Annotated in this window: 11 protein-coding genes; 5 read left to right on the top strand and 6 right to left on the bottom strand. The window is 33.9% G+C overall.

Features of this window, described 5'->3' with window-relative positions:
- Positions 1-5: 5 nt before the first annotated feature.
- The 5 genes from P8H68_RS08825 to mfd all read right to left on the bottom strand — a co-directional run bounded on the left by P8H68_RS08825 (position 6) and on the right by mfd (position 9036).
- Positions 6-1550, bottom strand: coding sequence for an arylsulfatase (locus tag P8H68_RS08825; protein WP_300323668.1), 1545 nt, complete (start codon positions 1548-1550; stop codon positions 6-8).
- A gap of 116 nt (positions 1551-1666) precedes the next feature.
- Positions 1667-2983 (bottom strand): D-arabinono-1,4-lactone oxidase, encoded by a 1317-nt coding sequence (locus P8H68_RS08820; RefSeq protein WP_300323665.1) that lies wholly within the window; start codon positions 2981-2983, stop codon positions 1667-1669.
- A gap of 101 nt (positions 2984-3084) precedes the next feature.
- Positions 3085-4629, bottom strand: a complete 1545-nt coding sequence (locus tag P8H68_RS08815) for an arylsulfatase (protein ID WP_300323663.1) — start codon at positions 4627-4629, stop codon at positions 3085-3087.
- Between the two features lie 182 nt (positions 4630-4811).
- Entirely contained in the window at positions 4812-5672 is an 861-nt protein-coding gene (locus P8H68_RS08810; RefSeq protein WP_300323660.1) for a DMT family transporter, read from the bottom strand.
- A 10-nt stretch (positions 5673-5682) separates the two neighbouring features.
- On the bottom strand, positions 5683-9036 hold the full coding sequence (gene mfd / locus P8H68_RS08805) for a transcription-repair coupling factor (protein ID WP_300323657.1): 3354 nt from the start codon (positions 9034-9036) through the stop codon (positions 5683-5685).
- A gap of 180 nt (positions 9037-9216) precedes the next feature.
- Here mfd and P8H68_RS08800 point away from each other — a divergent pair, with 180 nt between their 5' ends.
- A complete protein-coding gene (locus tag P8H68_RS08800) occupies positions 9217-9771 on the top strand; it encodes a hypothetical protein (protein WP_300323654.1) in 555 nt (184 codons plus the stop codon).
- Between the two features lie 51 nt (positions 9772-9822).
- Here the strand turns inward: P8H68_RS08800 and P8H68_RS08795 are convergent, their stop codons facing one another.
- On the bottom strand, positions 9823-12138 hold the full coding sequence (locus P8H68_RS08795; RefSeq protein ID WP_300323651.1) for a TonB-dependent receptor: 2316 nt from the start codon (positions 12136-12138) through the stop codon (positions 9823-9825).
- Positions 12139-12284: 146 nt separating this feature from the next.
- Between P8H68_RS08795 and P8H68_RS08790 the strand changes: the two genes are divergently transcribed.
- From P8H68_RS08790 to P8H68_RS08775, 4 genes are all read left to right on the top strand, one after another.
- Positions 12285-12959: a metal-dependent transcriptional regulator gene (locus P8H68_RS08790; protein WP_300323648.1), complete on the top strand. Its 675-nt coding sequence runs from the start codon at positions 12285-12287 to the stop codon at positions 12957-12959.
- Positions 12953-13771, top strand: a complete 819-nt coding sequence (locus P8H68_RS08785; protein WP_300323645.1) for a ZIP family metal transporter — start codon at positions 12953-12955, stop codon at positions 13769-13771. The genes P8H68_RS08790 and P8H68_RS08785 overlap by 7 nt, the downstream gene beginning before the upstream one ends.
- Positions 13772-13834: 63 nt before the next feature.
- The gene (locus tag P8H68_RS08780; RefSeq protein WP_300323641.1) at positions 13835-14263 is read left to right on the top strand and encodes a TerB family tellurite resistance protein; all 429 of its coding nucleotides are present in this window, start codon (positions 13835-13837) and stop codon (positions 14261-14263) included.
- 72 nt (positions 14264-14335) lie between these two features.
- A partial coding sequence (locus tag P8H68_RS08775; RefSeq protein ID WP_300323638.1) for a UvrD-helicase domain-containing protein occupies positions 14336-17224 on the top strand: 2889 nt, incomplete at its 3' end.

Here is a 17224-nt window from a genome sequence, read left to right as displayed (position 1 = left end):
CGATGCTATTTTAGTTCAATTAATTCGATATTACTATAGTCACTCCCTCTTTTATTTTCAAATATTCGTATCAGTTCTTGCAGTTTCTTTGGGTTTGTTTCTGCTAAATTTTTCTGCTGCCCTTTGTCGGTTGAAAGATCGTAAAGTTGATAGCTATTAGAATTACCAATTTCTATGTTTACAGATTCAATAATAGCCTCTCCTTCATAAGGAGGAATCATGACCCAATTTTTGTGTCTTAATGCAGTTCTTGTGGTTGCCTCAATAATCAGGTTTGTACGCCCTTGATCAGAAGTTCCTATAAAGGTGTTTAGTAGTTCTGCGCTGTCCTTTGATCTTAAGTCGCTCCCAACCAATTGAGCCAATGAGCTTAATAAGTCCATTTGACAAACAAGAGCTTCTGAAGTTTTCGGTTGAATTTTGTTTTTCCAATAGGTAATAAATGGAACATGTGTGCCAGCTTCAAATAAACTATATTTTCCACCTCTAAAAGGTCCCCATGGGTTGTGATTTCCAAGTTTTTCAACTGCGTCATCATAATAACCGTCATTAAGAACGGGTCCATTATCGCTTGAAAAAATAATCAAAGTATTGTCTAGAACATCTTCATTTTTTAAGGTTTTTATAAATTCTCCAATGCACCAATCAGCTTCTAAAATGACATCACCTCTAGGTCCTAGTCCCGATTTTCCTTTAAATCTTGGATGTGGAGTTCTTGGGACATGGGGTTGTTGCATGGCGTAGTATAGGAAAAAAGGATTTTTTTTATGTGTTTTTACAAAATTTTGAGCTTTCTTTAAAAAGTGATCAGCCATGTCAACATCATTCCATTTTGCAGCTTCTCCACCTTTCATAAATCCAATTCTTGGAATTCCATTTACAATGGTGTTTTTATGTCCGGTATGCCATTTCATGCTTAGTAATTCAGGGTTTTCTGCTCCAGTAGGTTGGCCTTTGTAATTGTGATCGTAATTTATTTCTATAGGGTCCGATGGGTCTAAGTTTACTACATTTCCATTTTTAATATAGACCGTAGGAACTCTGTCCTGAGTTGCCGCCATGATATAGGAGTAATCAAAACCAACCTCATTAGGACTTGGGGTGATCTTTTTATTCCAGTCTACATTGCCATTCCCTAAACCAAGATGCCATTTACCCACAATTCCTGTGTCATAACCTTTAGTTTTAAGCATTTTTGGGATTGTTATTTGATCTGGTTTTATCAAGAGAGGTGCTGTTCCTGGAAGAATTTTGGCTTTTTTGTTTTTCCATGGATATTCACCGGTGAGTAAGGCATATCTACTAGGTGTACAGGTAGCCGAACTTGCGTAACCATTTGTGAAACGAATTCCGCCATTGGCTAGAAAATCTATATTAGGGGTAGAAAGATGTCTCGCTCCATTTGCACTGATGTCTCCATAGCCAAGGTCATCTGTATAAATGATTATGATGTTTGGGAGTTGGTTTTCTGAGTGTTTTTTTACTTCTGTTTTCTTACATGAAGTAAGGGTTAGAATTATGATAGCTGCTATGGAAAGGATATGTTTCATCTTAGATATTTTCAATGAGAAAAACTTGTGAAACAAAATTACAATCTGTTTTAGATTGCTGAGCGGGGTTTATTGCTCTATAGTAGGGGGTAAAATATAATAAATACGATCTAATGTCAATTGAAGAGTGTTTTTAGAAAATCATTTTCAAACATTTTGATTGGATCCATTTGATTTTTATGTGACTTGAAATTAGTCCATTGTGGATAAAGATTTTCTAATTCCTCTGTTTTATAAAAGTGTTTTTTTGCCCAGTGGGGTCTTCCGTCATATTTTTTGAATATTTGGTGCACTTTTTCAAAGTAGATATCATGTTCAATTTCTTTTCCAAAAGGTTTGTATGAAATAATACCTATATAACAAGTATCTCTCTTATATGACATGCTTAAAATAGCATCATTTTTTGGAGCAAATCTTAATTCTATGGGCATGTGAACCTTAAAATTTTCTTTTGAAATAAGGGTTCGGATTTCTGAAATGACGTTTTTTGTTTTTTCAATTGGGATACCATACTCCATCACTGACTGCTTGACATTGATATCCAAGGTGAACATCCTATGAAAATCGCCAATCTCATAATTCCTTTTTGCAAATAATAAATAATGCATGAAATCATTTAGTTTTGGGATCAGGTTAGGCTTAAAAGAAGTAAGCCAAAGTCCTATTTCATGGATTATATTTCCTTTTAGAGTTCCGTCAATCCAGGCTGAAATTTTATTTTGCTTCGTAGGTGGTTTTTGAGTTTTGTTAGCTTTCCATAATTGCACTTTATCCGTATGGGGTACCCACCAAAACCTTAAATAATCGTTAGATTGAATGAGTTGGAAACTGTGAAGCATTTCATCAAAAGAAATACTTTTTGCATTTACTTCTAGGTTGTAAAAGGGAACACATTGTATGGTGACTTTAGAGATGATTCCAAGCGCGCCTAGGTTTAAGATTGTCTCGTTAAAAAATGCTTCGTTTTTAGTTTTGTTAACTTCAATTAATTCCCCGTTCGAGGTAATGAGTTCTATGGACGTAATCTGTTGGTCTAATGCTCCATATTTGATGCCTGTTCCATGAGTTCCTGTACTAATCGCTCCAGCAATGGACTGCGGGTCTATGGTTCCCATATTAGCCAAAGCTGCATTGTTTTTCTTTAGAAAAATACAAATATCTTTAAGTGAAATTCCAGCTTTAACTTTTAAAGTAAGCGTTTTTGGGTTGAAAGAAAGTATAGAATTATATTTTTCAAGGGAGATTAATATACCTGATTTGGTCTCTGCAATTTGAGAGCATGAATGTCCAGAACCAACAATTTTTATTTTTGATTTTGTTTTTTTTGCTTCCTTTACAATTCCAATAATTTCTTTCTCTGTACTTGGAGATAAAATTTGCTTGGGAAAAGAGCTAAAAGAATGAGACCAGTTTGTCCATTTTAATTCATTCATTAAAAATGATTCAGTGTTGCTACAAAAATACGGTATTATTAAATGAAAAAAACCACTTAGTATCACTAAGTGGTTTTTATGGTGTTGAAAAGATGATAGGTTTATTTCAATTCTATCTCTTTTATTTTTTGAGTTTGTTTTCCTCTAATTGCTGTGTATCCTTCAATCATTTCTTCTAATTTAGCTTTGTTTGTAGAGGCTAAATTATTTTGTTGACTAGGATCTTCGTTTAAATTGTAAAGTTGGTATTCAGAAGAGTTTCCTAGTTCAATATTCACTTGAGTTAAAACTGGTTTTCCTTTGTAAGGAGGGATCATTGCCCAGTCTCCATTACGGTAAGCTGTTTTAGCACTTGCCTCTAAAACTAAGTCTTTTCTACCTTGTTTAGAGTTTCCTAATAATGCGTCGATTACATTTTCACTATCACTTGTTTTGATATCTGAACCGATCAGTGCTGCTACAGAAGATAATAAATCCATTTGACACACCAATGCATCTGAAACTCCTGGTTTGATAGTTCCTTTCCATGATGTGATAAAAGGTACATGAGTTCCTGCTTCGAATAGACTGTATTTACCTCCACGTAAAACTCCAGCAGGAGTGTGTTTTCCTAGTTTTTCAACAGCATCGTCATAGTATCCATCGTTTAAAACAGGTCCGTTATCACTAGAGAAAACGATCAATGTGTTTTCTAATAACCCTTCTTCTTTTAGGGTTTTTATAAATTCACCAATAATCCAATCAGCTTCAACAATTACATCACCTCTAGGTCCTAATCCAGATTTTCCTACAAAACGTGGGTGTGGAGTTCTTGGTACGTGTGGTTGTTGCATCCCATAGTACAAAAAGAAAGGTCCGTCTTTGTGTTTTCTTACATAATCTTGAGCTCCTTTTAAGAAGTGATCGGCCATATCAACATCACTCCATTTAGCAGCCTCACCACCTTTCATGTATCCAATTCTTGGAATTCCATTTACAATAGTGTTATTATGTCCATGGTGCCATTTCATGGTAGTCAATTCAGGGTTGTCCTTACCACTTGTTTGACCAGGGAAATTGTTTTTGTAATCAATTTCAATAGGGTCATTAGGGTCTAGTCCTACAACGTCACCGTTTTCAATATAAACTGTAGGAACACGATCTTGTGTTGCTGCCATGATATAAGAATAATCAAATCCTACTTGGTTCGGACCTGGAGAAACGGTTTTATTCCAATCCACATTTCCTGAACCTAATCCAAGGTGCCATTTACCAACAATTCCTGTTTGGTAACCTTGAGATTTCAGCATTTTCGGCAAAGTCATCTGTTCTGTACTAATGATTAATGGAGCAGTACCAGGAAGAATTTTAGCGTTTTTATTTTTCCAAGGATACACACCTGTCAATAAGGCATATCTACTTGGTGTACAGGTTGCAGAGCTCGCATATCCGTTTGTAAAACGCATCCCGCCAGCAGCAAGTTTGTCTATATTTGGTGTTTTTATTTCTGTAGCACCATTGGCTCCAATATCTCCATAACCTAAGTCATCTGTGTAAATAACGATAACGTTTGGTTTGGTAGCAGTTTTCTTTTCCGCTTTCTCGTTCGACTTGCATCCGGTAAGAATGCTCAATGCAACAATTGCGATGAAATGTAATTTGTTCATTTTTGTGTATTTAAGTTATTTTTTATAATTGTATAAAATACGTTTATAAAACAGAATGTAAAGCTACTAAATATAACTTTAATTTTCGAATCAAAAATTACCTTGATATTTAAATCTGAAAGGAATTATGGTAAAATTTGCTCATTTGAGAGAGAGTTCGTGATACGTGAGTTGAGGGAGACCTACTTTTTATTTGCCAAAAAGCTCTCAATGAATACTGTGGAAAGTATCATTGCTCCGCCAATAATTGTTAAAAAACTTGGGATTTCTTTGAGGAAAAAGACTCCCATTAAAATACCAAAAACAGGTTGAGAACTTGCGATGATACTAGCTGTTGCAACATCAAAATTTTTAAGACTTTTTACAAAAATGGTGTGTCCAATTGCTGTGGTAAATATGCCTAAACACAAAATGTAAGGAAAGAATTCAGCGGTTTGAGTGGTTGGGTATAGGAACAAAAATGGTGTGAAAACGATTCCAACGAATAGAAACTGATAAAACATCAATACTGAGCTGTTGTATTTTGAGGAATTGGATTTCATGGTGAGGTTTCTCATCGCAAAAAATACTCCAGAAGAAACTCCGGCAATAATTCCTTTGGTGCTATCGTTTTTAAAGTTGATTTCTGGAGCCATAATATAAAGTCCTAATAGAACAATAATGGCGAGAATTAAGTGTCTTTTATTAAATTTTGTTTTGAAATAAATTGGCTCAATAAAAGCAGTGATCACGGGAAAGGTAAATAAAGATAGCATTCCTATAGCCACAGATGAAACTTGCAATGCGTAAAAATAGCTCACCCAATGTAGTGCAAATAATAAAGAAGATGAAAAGAGTCTTCGTCTATCTTTGGGGTCAGAAACTTTAAAAGATGTTTTATTGAATAGCATCACAACTCCGAGTACGATAAAAGCTATCAGACCTCTCCAAAAAGAAATCAAAGCAGGATCCAATGGAATAAATCTAACTAAAACGGCAGCACTACTTATTAAGAGTACAGAGAAATTTAATTCTGCTATGTTTTTTAAGGAATTTTTGTTCATATGTTTTATCTTAAATAGCCTCTAGGGTTTGTAGTGCTTTCTTAACGGAATCAATTTTGATAAAAGTGACTAATAATCTTAGGCCGTTTTTCGTCTCTTTTTCTTTCATAACGCACATTTTTGAGTTTTTTTGAACGTATTTCAGCATAGAGTTAAACTCTTCGGTGTTATAAAATTCACTTTGTTGGTCAGATAGAAAGTATCCGATCATTCTTTTTTTCTTAAGAATAAGTTTTTCGATTCCTAATTTTTTTGCCAGCCATTTGATGCGAACACTGTCTAATAAATCATCAACCTGACTTGGGATTTCACCAAAACGATCGATAAGTTTTTTCTCAAATTCTTTGAGTTGTATTTCGTTTTCTAACTCTCCTAATTCGTTGTATAATAAAAGTCTTTCTGAAACAATATTGATATAATCATCTGGAAATAATATCTCAAAGTCCGTGTCAATTTGAATGTCTTTTACATATTCTTTTGCAACAGTTTCGTCGGTTGGATATAATTCTTTGAACTCATTTTCTTTAAGTTCGCTGATCGCTTCTTTTAAAATCTTTTGATAAGTATCAAAACCGATATCATTTATAAACCCACTTTGCTCACCTCCTAATAAATCTCCAGCTCCTCGGATTTCCAAATCTTTCATAGCGATATTGATACCACTTCCCAAATCAGAGAATAATTCTAAAGCTTCTATTCTTTTGCGAGCTTCATCCGTCATCATATGATAAGGAGGGGTGATAAAATAACAAAAGGCTTTTTTGTTAGATCTTCCAACTCGACCTCTCATTTGATGCAAGTCAGATAATCCGAAATTATTGGCATTATTGATAAAAATAGTATTGGCATTTGGGACATCTAATCCACTTTCAATGATTGTGGTGGCTACCAAAACATCAAAGTCGCCACGCATAAATGCGAGCATTAATTCCTCTAGTTTTTTTCCGTCCATTTGTCCGTGGCCGATACCAATTTTTGCATCAGGAACAAGGCGTTGGATCATACCGGCAACTTCTTTAATGTTATCTACTCGGTTGTGCACAAAATAGGCCTGTCCACCTCTAGATATTTCATAAGTCAGTGCATCCCTCAGTTCTTCTTCATTGAAACGAATTACGTTTGTTTCAATTGGGTGCCTGTTTGGTGGTGGAGTGGTGATTACCGATAGATCTCTAGCAGCCATCAAAGAAAACTGCAAGGTTCTTGGTATTGGTGTTGCGGTTAAAGTAAGGGTGTCAACATTTTCTTTAATCGTTTTTAATTTGTCCTTTACGCCAACTCCAAATTTTTGCTCTTCATCAATAATAAGCAATCCTAAGTCTTTAAATTCAACTTTTTTACTCACCAATTGATGCGTGCCAACTACAATATCAACTTGACCATCTTTCAGTCCTTTTATGACTTCATTTCTTTGTTTGGTTGTTCTAAACCTGTTTAGATACTCTACCGTTATAGGAAAGTCTTCTAGTCTTTCAGAAAACGTTTTAAAGTGTTGAAAAGCTAAAATAGTGGTAGGTACTAAAATTGCAACTTGTTTTCCATTGTCAGCGGCTTTAAATGCAGCTCGGATAGCCACTTCGGTTTTACCAAACCCAACATCACCACAAACCAATCGGTCCATCGGTTGCTCTCCTTCCATGTCTTTTTTAACATCCTGAGTTGCTTTGAACTGGTCTGGGGTATCTTCATACATAAAGCTGGCTTCCAACTCATGCTGTAAATAGCTATCTTGATTGTATTGGAATCCTTTTTCTAGTTTTCTTTTCGCATACAGATTGATCAAATTGAAGGCGATTTCTTTTACCCTTGCTTTTGTCTTTTGTTTTATTTTCTTCCAAGCACCAGAACCTAATTTGTAGATTTTAGGAGGGGTTCCGTCTTTGCCATTGAATTTTGATATTTTATGCAAAGAGTGGATGCTTATATATAATATGTCTCGATCTCCATAAATCAATTTAATAGCTTCTTGTTTGTTTCCTTCGACATCAATTTTTTGCAGTCCTCCAAATTTTCCAACACCATGATCCATGTGTGTTACATAATCTCCACCCTCTAGATTTGTCAGTTCCTTAAGAGTAATAGATTGTTTTTTGGAGTTGTTGTTTTTTAAATTGAATTTATGATAACGTTCAAAAATTTGATGATCACTATAACAAGCAATATTGTTTTCATAGTCGATAAAACCTTCATGAAGCGGAAACACGATGGCCTTGTATTTTACTTCTACTTGACTATCGTCTTCTGTAAATGAAGAAAGAATATCATGAAAACGTTGTGTTTGTTTTTCATTCATACAGCACAAATAATTTGTGATGCCATTTGCTGTATTTGCGTTTAAGTCCTCAACCAATAAATTGAATTGCTTGTTAAAAGAAGGCTGTGGTTTGGTGTTGAAATTGAAAGCATCCTTAGAGTCGCTTTCCTTTTGATTGGTGCTTATAGAAACTCTTGAATATTCTAAAAGATCCTTTTTAAGGCTTGCACTATTGATGAAAAGTTCATTGGGTGAAAATTGTTTTACGGTATTGTTGAGGTTTTCAAAGGCTTCTTCGGATTTCTTATACAAACTATCAAGCTTGTCAAATAAAATATCTGTTGTTTTAGTGAAAACAATTGTGTTATTTGAAATGTACTTGAAAAAACTTTCTCTGTTTTCTTGAAGCTGTTTGTTCTCTACATTAGGCATGATGTGTACCTTTTTAAGCGAACTTGTTGAGAGCTGTGATTCTATATCAAATGTTCTGATGCTGTCAACTTCATCTCCAAAAAATTCAATTCTATAAGGCTCATCATTTGAAAAAGAAAAAACATCTATGATTCCACCTCTTACGGCAAACTCTCCAGGTTCGGAGACAAAGTCTACTCGATTAAATTCATATTCAAACAAGACTTCGTTTACAAATTCTAAGGATATCTGATCCTCTGCAGTAATTTTTAAAGTGTTTTTTTCTAATTCTTTTTTGGTAACCACTTTTTCAAATAAAGCGGTTGGGTAGGTTATTATTACAGCAGGTTTTTTTTGAGAATTAATTCTATTTAAAACTTCTGCACGCAATAAAATGTTAGCATTATCCGTTTCTTCTATCTGATATGGTCTTCTATAAGAGCCTGGGTAAAACAAAACATTTTTTTTACCTAAGATTTCTTCAATGTCGTTTAAGAAATACGCGGCATCTTCTTTATTGTTTAAAATGATCAAAAAAGGTTTTTCGTTTTTTTTGAAAATTTCAGCAATATTAAATGCCAAAGAAGAACCAAGAAGATTTGAAATATGGATATGATTTTTCTCGGTCGATAGTATTTCTGCTATCTTTTGCGTATGATTCGCTTGAGAAATTTTATCGATAATTATTTGTTTGCTCAAAAGAAAAAAATTTTGTCAAAGATAAATTAATTATGGATAGATTTGTACCAAGAAATTAGAATAATAGTTTGACTTTGTTTTAATAAAGTTTAGAAAATAAGAATTTTAATAAAGATGTGTTTCTTAGGAAAAAATAGTAATATGTTTGGAAAAAATATTGTTTTAATACTGCTTCTTTTTTTGAGTATTCACTCATTTGCACAGGACAGTACAGTAAAATGGGCCGTTAGCTTTGGAGGAAGTTTTATTGACTGTACCAATACCGATGGGTTTGTCGACGAAGGATTTAATGTTCAAATTCCAAATGTGAGCGTGATGCGCTATTTGGACAAGGGTTTCACGATTGGAGCGGGAATGACAATCACAGGTGTTTCTAGTATTAACGGTCTTTTTATAAATAAATATGATGTCACAATCATGGACTTTTTTGCTAAATATGATTTTGGATTGTCAGAAGAAAAGTGGGTGCCGCAATTGATAGGAGGAGTTGGGTTATTGGTAAAGGATAAAAATGATAGGTCTATTTCTGTTAATGCAGGGGTTGGCCTGACTTATTGGGTGCTACCAAAAGTTGGCTTAAATGGTCAGGTGGTGCACAGGTTTGTTTCAGAGTCTACTTATGAAAATTTTGGGTCACATACTCAAGTGTCAGGAAGTTTGATTGTAACTTTTGGAGAAAGTAAAGGTAAAAGGAATAAAAGAAGAACAGGACATGGTTTTACAACCAATAATTAGTTCAATTTCATAATTAAAAAAGGGTGATTGAATTTTCAATCACCCTTTTTTTTATATTCCAAATTTAAGTCCCATAAAAAATGTTCTTGGTCTTTGTGGACCATAATTATAGGTTGCATCTCTATCAGGTCCTTGATCGAAATCACTCTGATAAGAATTAAATATATTTTGTACTCCTAGAGAAAATTGTAGATAAGTATGCTTGTGATCGTCTAAATGGAATTCATAAGAACTTTTCCAGTTCAATTCAAAAAATGAAGTTGTTCTTTCAAGTTTGTCGTTTGGGATGTAACCTGCTAAGTGTTGCACATACATAGGTCCGGTATATACAGCAGATAAATTATTTTGAAATGCTTTTATAGGTGCATAGGTGACAATAAAATTCCCATATAGATTAGGTGTTTCATTGAATTCTTTTGTTGCTTGATCTGGTTCGTCTTCAGACCATTCTACTTTTTCATTATAAATAGATCTTTGTAGTGTTCCTCCGGCTTGGATTAGCCATTTTTCATTAGGAGTATACTTTAACTCCATATTCAAACCATATACCTTTGCACCTGAGGTGTTGACTCTTACCCACTCAAAAATTCCAGAATCAGGAGCCGTTTCGGTACCCTGTTCTAAGGCAAAAGCATCGTTTAATTGCGTAAAGAAAAGTTCTGACACTAAAGAGAAATCTCCAGCACCAATTTCTTGAGACCAATCTAAAGAGGTCAGAAAACTATGTGAAGTTTCAGATTTTAAATCATCCGAGTTTCTAACTCTACTTATTTCACCTCCTGCCAATCCAGCATGAATATCCTCACCGTATAATTGCGGAGCTCTAAATCCTTTGGCATAACTAGTTCTCCATCTAAGGTTTTTACTAATGCTGTATAAAATATTTGCTCTCGGGTTGAATACCACTTTTTCGTCTGCTAAATTGTGCATGTCAGCTCTTAATCCACCAAGTAATCTAAGTCTATTGTTTACAATCCATTCTTGTTGTGCGTAAATCCCATACAATCTGGTTACTTGTATGATGGGTTCAAAATCTGGATTTTCCTTTCTGTCATCAATGTCGTTGTATTTATATTCAATACCCCCAGTAAAGGTTCCTTTATTGTTTAGAAACTGCTTGAATAAATGAGAAAATTGAAACCCTGTAACGAAAGTGTTGTCTTTTGATTTTCCATATCCTTCAATGCTCTGAATGATATTTTCATCTGTTGGGTCTTCTCCATTCAATCCTCCATAGAAGTTGTCGTTTTTTGAGATCGAGGTAGAGGCGTATAAAGAATACTTGTCTCTAAGGTTTTTACTTTGATAATCGTAGGTAAGTCCACCCCCGACAACAGTAGAATTTATTTCTTCTGTAACATCGCTTAAAAATGGAAGTTCATTTAGTTTATTACCACCTCTTCTAAACTCATTGATAGCATTGAATTCTGCAGTTATTTTTTTTCTTTCTCCAGGTCTGTTGAATGCCTTGAATCCGAAAGAAGTATTTTCCAATTGCGGAATTTCTGTATATCCATCGTTATCCGCGTCGTATGAATCACGTTTTCGTTTCATTCCGAATAAAGCAATTCCGGAATTAAAATCTTCTGTAACTACAGTACCATTAAATAATAAGGTGTTGTCATTTGACTGACCGTCAATCAGTGCCAGGTTGGTGCCAATAGAAAATTTGTTTTCAATAGGGTCTTTGGTGATGATGTTGATAGTTCCTGCAATGGCATTGGATCCGTATAAGGCAGAACCACCTCCACGAACAACTTCTATTTGCTTGATGATGTTGGCTGGAATTTGATCCAATCCATAAACACTATTCAAAGAACTAAAAATAGGTCTACTATCAATTAATATTTGAGAGTACGCACCTCCTAATCCATTCATCTTTACTTCAGAAGTACCGCAGTTTTGGCAATTATTCTCCATTCTTAGTCCTGGCTGAAAGTTCAAACCGTCAGATAAACTTACTGATTGTGTTGCTTCAAGAGTTTTGGCATCCGTTACCGTTACAATCACAGGTGCTTTCTTTCTGTTTAAATGTCCTCTTGTAGCTGTTACCACCACTTGATCTAAACCTAATACATCTTCCCTAAGCTCTATGTTTAAGTTTTTTGTTTCTCCTTCTTGAAGATTGATTTCGAATTCTTTTGTTTTGAAACCTACAGCACTGATGACAAGAGTTTGTTTGGCGCTTGAAATCTTTAAATTATAATTTCCATCAAAATCGGAAGTAGTTCCGGTTTGGGTGTTTTTTATAAAAATATTAGCAACTACGGGTGTGTTCTTAGAAGTTACCATCCCTTCAAGGATACTGGTTTGAGCTTTGGTAACAAGTGAGAATAATATAACTGTTATAAATAGGTAGTATTTCATTGAATCTGAAAATATATGTTTTGTTTGAACTTGACATCCAAACAGATGACTTTAAATTAAATTTTTTGCAAAGATAAAACATATTTTTAGATAAGTCTAAAAATATGTTTTCGTAAATATAAATATTGTGTATATATTTGCGCACCATGAATTTAGAACTGTCTCAAACTGAGGAAAATTATTTAAAGGCAATATTTACCTTGTCTCTTACCGCGTCAAAAGCTGTAAGTACAAATGCTATTGCAGAAAAATTAGAAACGAAAGCATCTTCTGTAACGGATATGGTGAAAAAATTGGCGGATAAAAAATTAGTCGATTATAAAAAATACCAAGGAGTATCACTTACAGAAAATGGGAAGGGAATAGCGGTGCGTGTTATTAGAAAGCATCGTTTATGGGAAGTTTTTTTAGTGAAGCATTTGGATTTCAGTTGGGATGAAGTGCATGAAATTGCAGAGCAGCTGGAGCATGTAAAGTCGATTAAACTTACCAAAGAACTAGATCGATTTTTAGAATACCCTACGCATGATCCGCATGGAGATCCGATTCCTGATGAAAATGGAAATATTGCACATCATACAGATGTGATGCTTTCCTCTTTACAGGCAGGAAGTAATTGTGTGGTGTTAGGAGTAAAAGATTCTTCAAAGTCGTTCTTGAAATATTTGGATGGCTTGGGGATTAAATTGGGAAGTAGTATTAAAATCATAAATATTGAAGTATTTGATAATTCTATGAAAATAGAATTAGGGGATAGAATTATGTCTATTTCGCATCAAATCACAAAAAATTTATTTGTTAAAAAAGAATTAGAATGTTAGATCAAGTAGTAAATTATTTAGAAGGAATAGACCCGATTTTGGCGGCTTTGTATGCCACATTATTTACCTGGTTTTTAACAGGTCTGGGAGCGTCATTAGTGTTTTTCTTTAAAACCATGAACAGGGCCGTTTTAGACGGGATGTTAGGTTTTACAGGTGGAGTTATGGTAGCAGCAAGTTTTTGGAGTTTGTTGGCGCCAGCGATAGAAATGAGTGCTGGTGAGGGTTTTACCAAAGTAATGCCTGCAGCGATTGGATTTTTTCTAGGAGCCTTATTTCTGTTCGGATTGGATAAGGTTTTACCTCATATTCATATCAATTTTAAAGAAGCAGAAGGGATTAAAACACCATGGCATAAAACAACTTTGTTGGTGTTGGCGATTACGCTACATAATATTCCAGAAGGATTGGCAGTTGGAGTTTTGTTTGGAGGTGTAGCAGCTGGATTTGACGGAGCAACTATTGGTGGTGCCGTAGCCTTAGCAATTGGAATAGGACTTCAGAATTTCCCTGAAGGTTTTGCTGTTGCTATGCCATTAAGAAGACAAGGAGTAAGTAGATTTAAAAGTTTTTGGTATGGTCAGCTATCTGCTATTGTTGAGCCTATGGCGGGAGTGCTTGGGGCTTGGGCAGTTTTGTCATTTCAGCCTATTTTACCGTATGCTTTAGCTTTTGCTGCGGGAGCAATGATTTTTGTTGTGATTGAAGAGGTGGTTCCAGAAACACAACAAGATAAATATACCGATATTGCAACCATGGGGTTCATCGCAGGATTCATTATTATGATGAGTATGGATGTTGCTTTAGGATAATTTTAAGTGTTTTTCTTTTTGAGATTTTGTATCTTAGGAAGGATAACTTTAAAATTATAAAAAATGGCATTTGCAGATATATACAAAACAGGAGGACACAAAAGAAATTTAGGACATTTTGCTAATATTATCAAACTAGCACTTTCGGATAATAAAATTTCAGATAAGGAGCAAGAGGTAATCAGTCATTTAAAACGTCAATTGCATATTTCCGATGCAGATTATCAGAAAATATTAAAAGCTCCAAATTCTATTCCTATCAATCCACCCGCAAATTTAAATGCGCGATTGGAGCGATTTTTTAATTTGATTTCTGTGGTGATAGCAGACAATAAAATCAAAGAAAAACAGCTTCGTTTGTTAGAAAGAATTACTGTAGGTCTTGGTTTTATCGTTTCAGACACCAAAAGAATCGTAGCGAAAGCCGTTAATTTTGTGGTAGAAGGTTATGAATTGGAAAAGTTTTCTTTAGAGATGAAAAAAATTCTTTAATTCAAGGGAAATAATTTAATTTTAACTACCGAATTCAATATTGGATTCGGTAGTTTTTTTTGAAATAAATTTATGGTCAATTCAACTTCTTTTCAAGTTTATAATGCTTCAGCTGGAAGTGGTAAGACTTTTACTTTGGTAAAAGAATATTTGAAAATTTTACTTACCTCTGAGAGTGAATATGTTTTTCAGAATATTTTAGCAATTACTTTTACCAATAAAGCGGCAGCTGAAATGAAAGAACGTGTGTTGGAAAACTTGAGAAGTTTTGCTGATGGAGATCCAAATGACATGTTTGATATTATTGTAGATGAAAATGGATTGGATGCGAATAAATTGAAGAAAAAATCCAAAAGAATATTGGAGAATGTATTGCAAAATTATTCTGCATTTAACATCACAACCATTGATAGTTTTACGCATAAATTGATTCGAACTTTCGCCTTTGATTTGGGACTTCCATTGAACTTTGAGGTAGAGATGGACGGGACAAAATTGATCAGTGAGGCAGTCGATGTTTTGATTTCAAAAATTGGACTGAATAAAGAGCTCACAGATATTTTAGTTGCATTTTCTTTACAAAAAGTGGAGGATGACAAAGCATGGGATGTTTCAAAAGAATTAAATACAATCGCTTCTATATTAATCAATGAAACTGATGCAGGCTATATTCAAAGTTTGCAAATGAAAACGATTTCCGATTTTCAGAATATAGAAAAACTTTTAAAATCGAATAAATCAAAAATAGAAACTCTATTTGAAGAGAATGGGAAGAAAGGTTTGGATTTAATAGAACAGACTGGTTTGGAACATAAGAGTTTTTCTAGTGCAGATTTACCAAAACATTTTATAAAATTCACAAAATTAAGAGTTTTAAAGTATGACGATATTAAATATGTAGGTCGTCTTCAGAAGAATTTAGACAACGGCGTTTTTTATTCAAAAACAGCGAAAAAAGATATTCAAAATAGTATAGATGCTATTAGCTCTGATTTGATGCAGATTTATGAGGAAGGTAAATTGTTGTATGAAAAGCACCATGGGAATTATATTCTTATAAATATGGTTTTGAATGATATCATTCCTTTAGCGGTTTTAAACCACGTGCAAAAGGAGTTGAATGATATCAAAGAACAAAATACCATTTGCTTAAGTGCGGAGTTCAATGCATTGATAAGTGAAAAAATAAAAAATGAGCCTGCGCCTTTTATTTATGAGCGAATAGGTGAAAAATTCAAGCATTTTTTTATTGATGAAATGCAGGATACATCTGCCATGCAGTGGCAGAACTTAATCCCATTAATTAGTAATACGCTTTCTCAAGAAGGGGGAAGTTTGATGTTAGTAGGGGATGCAAAACAGGCCATTTATCGTTGGCGTGGTGGGAAAGCTGAACAATTTATTGACTTGTCGTTAGAGGGAAATAATTCTGTTGTTAGAAATCCTTTTTTTGTTGAAAAAAAATTAGAAAACTTAGAAACTAATTATCGTAGTTTTAGTGAGGTTATAGTTTTTAATAATTCCTTTTTTTCGCATTTAGCGTCTTTTTTAACCAATCCGACTTATGAGTATTTATATCAAATTGGGAATAGTCAAAAGTTAAATAAAAATATTGGTGGGTATGTGCAGGTTGATTTTGTAGATCAAAAAGAATTAGAAAAGGAAGAGAAAGACCTTTCTTATCCGAGAAAAGTACTAGAAATAATTGAAGGTCTAGACAGTGGTTTTAAAAGGAAGGATGTATGCATTATCGTTAGAACAAAGAAAGATGGAATTCAGATCGCTAATTATCTTACAGAGAATGATATTTCTATAATTTCATCTGAAACTTTATTGTTGCAAAATAGTTTAAAAGTTCAGTTTATTATTGATTTACTTAGCTATATTCAGAATCCAATGGATTTGAATGCAAAGTTCAAAGTGTTAAATTATATAAAGGATCTTATTTCTTTGAATAGATCGGATCATGCATTTTATGATGAATTGTTGCAGTTAGAGCCTGTTGATTTTTTTAATAAACTAGCCGATTATGATGTTATTTTCAACTATGAGTTGTTTTTAAAAATGCCTTTTTATGAATGTGTGGAGTATATCATTAGAGCGTTTAAGTTATTACAGTTTACAGATGCTTATGTTCAGTTTTTTCTAGATTTTGTATTGGATTTTCAGAGAAAAAATCATCATGATTTAGCTGCTTTTTTATTGGAGTGGGATCAGAAAAAAGAAAAGTTAAGTATTGCAGCATCTGAAAGTGAAGATGCTGTCAGAATCATGACGATTCATAAATCAAAAGGATTAGAATTTCCTGTAGTTATCTTTCCAAGTGAAAGAAGTGTGAATACAGAATTGAGTCCAAAGGTGTGGTATGATGATCTTGAGGAGTCTATATTTGGTGATTTAAAAGTGTCTAGAGTTTCTTGTGGAAAAAATATTGGATTTACCGGAGAAAAAGGGGAGTTGCTTTTTAAAGAAAGACAGTCGGAGTTGTATTTAGATAATTTTAATTTATTGTACGTAGCCTTAACAAGGGCCGTGGAACAGTTGTATATCATTACTGAGTATAAATTAGATTCAAAAACAGACGAAGAGAATTTGAATTATTTTTCTGGTTTGTTTATCAATTATTTGAAGACTTTAGAAGATGATAATGTCTGGGATATGTCTAGTTTGAGTTATGCTTTTGGTTCAAAAGAAAAATGTAGTTCCCAAAAGGAAATAGAGGAAAATGAAGGGTTCGAATTTCAACAAAATTTTATTTCAAGCCCTTGGGAAAGTCATGATATAAAAATTGTATCGAATTCTTCCAAACATTGGGGGGAAGATCATGAGACTGCTGTAAATTACGGGTTGCTAGTTCATGAAATGCTCTCAAAAATAATTTATGAAACAGATATTGATTCTGTAATCCAATCGTATGTCAATAGTGGAATGATTTTAAAAGAACATGTAACTTCTGTAAGA

It is taken from the genome of Flavicella sp. (assembly GCF_029238425.1).
GTDB lineage: Bacteria > Bacteroidota > Bacteroidia > Flavobacteriales > Flavobacteriaceae > Flavicella.
The sequence above is the reverse complement of the archived record's forward strand: the minus strand, read 5'-3'. Positions and strand labels throughout refer to the sequence as shown.